This is a genomic window from Mesorhizobium sp. M7A.F.Ca.CA.004.12.1.1, assembly GCF_003997835.1.
In the GTDB taxonomy this organism is placed as follows: domain Bacteria; phylum Pseudomonadota; class Alphaproteobacteria; order Rhizobiales; family Rhizobiaceae; genus Mesorhizobium.
On the sequence record NZ_RZRK01000721.1, the window covers coordinates 1 to 3,078 of the forward strand.

The 3,078-nt window shown below is 62.2% G+C and carries 3 protein-coding genes; all 3 read left to right on the forward strand.

Going from position 1 to position 3,078, the window contains the following annotated elements; translation table 11 throughout:
- Nucleotides 1-431, forward strand: a 431-nt coding sequence (locus tag EN984_RS28360) for a UTRA domain-containing protein (protein ID WP_127384118.1), incomplete at its 5' end; no start/stop codon positions are given.
- Nucleotides 432-537: 106 nt separating this feature from the next.
- The gene (locus tag EN984_RS28365; protein ID WP_127272453.1) at nt 538-1,836 is read left to right on the forward strand and encodes a hypothetical protein; all 1,299 of its coding nucleotides are present in this window, start codon (nt 538-540) and stop codon (nt 1,834-1,836) included.
- Between the two features lie 200 nt (nt 1,837-2,036).
- The gene (locus tag EN984_RS28370) at nt 2,037-3,044 is read left to right on the forward strand and encodes an ABC transporter substrate-binding protein (RefSeq protein ID WP_127269923.1); all 1,008 of its coding nucleotides are present in this window, start codon (nt 2,037-2,039) and stop codon (nt 3,042-3,044) included.
- Nucleotides 3,045-3,078 lie beyond the last annotated feature (34 nt).

The window sequence follows — 3,078 nt, forward strand, 5'->3', positions numbered from 1 at the left end:
GTTCCGAAGTCCTCGTCCTCGAAACCATCATGCCGACAAAGGAGCTGGCGCTGTCGTTCGAGTTTCCAAAGCGCGTCTCGATCTATCATTCCGTCGTCGTCAATTTCGAGAATGATCTGCCGGTGCAGCTGGAAGAGCGCTTCGTCAATCCGAGCCTCATTCCCGATTACGACAAGCAGGATTTTTCGAAGACGGCGACCTACGACTATCTCATGCAGAAAACCCCGGTGACCGAAGTCGAGCATATCATCTCGGCGATCCCGGCCGACGCCGAGACGGCGCGGCATCTGGGCATCGATGTCGGCGCCTGCTGCCTTTTCCTGCACCGCCGGACATGGACAGGCGCGGTGGTGGCCACCATCAGCAAGCTGACCTATGCCGGCAGTCGCTACTCGCTCGGCAGCCGCTATTCCCCTTCAAAAAGCAGCTAACGGAAGCAGGACGAATGCAAGTCGGAGCGGTTTCGTTGCCAATGTATATACATGTGCTGACGAGAACGCTTTCGCTCTCGAATGGACGGGCCAAGAAGGACAACAGATGACGCAGACACCGAGTCGCACGGCGCAGATCCGGGCACTCGCGCAGCATGATGTTGCCGAAGCACAAAGCGCGCTGGCGGCATTGCTGGGCGACCTGTTTGCGATGAGTCCCCGCAATGTGCGCATCAACTTCGACAAATACAGCCTCAATTCCCTGAACGGCTTCTTCGAAGACGACGGCAAGGCCTACTTCTTCAAGTTCCATCAGGAGGAGCGGGAGGAGGGGATGACGGGCGAGTATTACCGCGCCGAGATTCTGTCGCGCGCCGGCCTGCCGGTCGACCAACCCATACACATGTCGGCGCAGCCCGGCGAGCAGATCCTTGTCTACCGCCGCCGCACGGATCCGAGATTTTCGGATGTGCTGTTCGCGCTGGATGCGCAGGACGATGCCGGCAAGCGGCAAGAAGCCGTTCTTGCCGAGCGCGACCTGTCGGCCAGGCTGCTCAAGGTCTATCTCGAGACGCTGCATCCCGTCACTGGCGAGGACGTGGCGGCGGAGCCGATCCACAGGCTGTTTCATGAGCGGCTGATCGATGCCGAGACACGCTTGTCACCAGGCGGCCGGCTGGCCGATTTCTATGTCGGCAAGCCGTTCGTCTTTCCCGGTGCCGAGCTGGATTGGGATCGGTTTTCCCGGCTGAAATTCGTCATCAACGGCCAGCAGTACACCCACAGCGTCGGTGAGCTTTTCGATGCCGCCGCGGTGCGCTTGCGGCCCGACCGGCTTGCCGATGCCGGCGGCGTGGTCGCGCATGGCGACGCCCACAACGCCAATGTCTGGTACACGGCTAAGGCGGGGAGGGCGGAACTGTCCTTCTTCGATCCCGCCTTTGCCGGCTCGCATATCCCGACGCTGCTGGCGGAGGTGAAGGCGACGTTCCACAACATCTTTGCCCATCCGTTCTGGCTCTATGATCCGGCGACCGCGACAGAGGCTTTTCGCGCCCAGGCGCGGCTGGACGGAAATCTGCTCCATGTCGACACGGACTGGGACCTGAGCCCCGTCCGCCGCGACCTGCTGGAGGTCAAGGCGACAGCGCTGTGGCGGCCATTGCTGCTGGAGCTCAAACGGCGCGGCATGCTGCCGGCCGATTGGCGCGCGGTGCTGCGGGCCGGTCTTTTCCTGTCGCCGACGCTGGTCATGAACCTGCGGGCCGGCGCGCGCAGCCATACGCGGGTCTCCTCCCTCATTGCCTTCTCAGTCGCGGTCATGGTCGGCAGCGAACCCGTTGCCGGAGCCGATCGGGTGACGGGTTTCCTCGATCGGATCGATCCGGAAAAGCGTGAAAATTGAGTCTTTCCAACTTGTATATGCATGTATGTATTTTAGCCTTGACATCCGCTCCCGCTGACGCTGAAATATCCTCGCACTTCACCATGAAGTGGCAGGTAAGACGCCGAGGCACAGTGCCGCAAGAGCAGAAACCCGCAGTCTCACCAGACCGGCTGCCTGGGTTAGAAAAAGCGGTCTGATCATCAAGGGGAACAAAGATGATGCGTAACCTAACAGGACAATTTCGCGCGCTCGTGATGGCCGCCGCCATCGGGCTGGCCGCCGCCCCGGCAGCCTACGCAGCCGATGCGGCCATTCCCACCACGCCCGAGGCAGGAGCGTTCAAGATCGGGATCGAGCCCTGGCTCGGCTATGGCCAATGGCATGTCGCCGAGGCCAAGGGCCTGTTCAAGACGAACGGGCTGAGCGACGTCCAGATCGTTAATTTCGCCGAGGACAAGGACATCAATGCAGCACTTGCAAGCGGCCAGCTCGACGCCGCCAACATCGCCACCCACACGGCGATGGGCATGGTCGCGGCCGGCCTTCCGGTGAAGATCGTGCTGCTGCTCGACGTCTCCATGACCGCCGACGCCATCATCGCCGGCAAGGACGTCACCTCCATCGCGGACCTCAAGGGCAAGCAGGTGGCCTTCGAGGAAGGCACGACGAGCGACATTCTGCTCAAATACGCGCTCGCCAGGAACGGCATGTCGATCGACGATGTCAAGCCGGTTCCGATGCCGGCGTCCGACGCCGGCAGCGCCTTGATCGCCGGCCAGGTGCCGGTCGCGGTGACCTATGAACCGTACCTCACCGTCGCCATGGCGCAGAACAAGGACCTCAAGCTGCTGTTCACCGCCGGCGAGGATCCCGGCCTGATCAGCGACGTGCTGGTGGTGCGTGACGAGGTGATCAAGTCGCGGCCCGGCCAGGTGCTGGCCATGATCAAGAGCTGGGACGCGGCGCTCAAGGACTACAATGCCGACACGCCCGGTGGACGCGCCATCATCGCCAAGGCCGTCGGTTCGGACGTCAAGGACCTCAACACCGCCTTTGACGGCGTACGCTACTACTCACTCGCCGAAAACAAGACGGCGCTGACAGGCGACTTCACCACCAAGACCTTCGCCGATGTCGAAGCCGCCGCCAAGAACGCCAAGCTGCTGCAGGCCGATGTGACGCCGGAGCAGATGATCGACCCGGCCTTCGTCAAGGCAGCGGAATGACGAAGGCCGGATCGCGGTGGTGACACAGATGCCC

What these genes read in the sequence shown, in the direction of transcription:
- EN984_RS28370 (WP_127269923.1), top strand. Translation starts at nt 2,037, where the DNA reads ATGCGTAACCTAACAGGACAATTTCGCGCGCTCGTGATGGCCGCCGCC.
- EN984_RS28365 (WP_127272453.1), top strand. Translation starts at nt 538, where the DNA reads ATGACGCAGACACCGAGTCGCACGGCGCAGATCCGGGCACTCGCGCAG.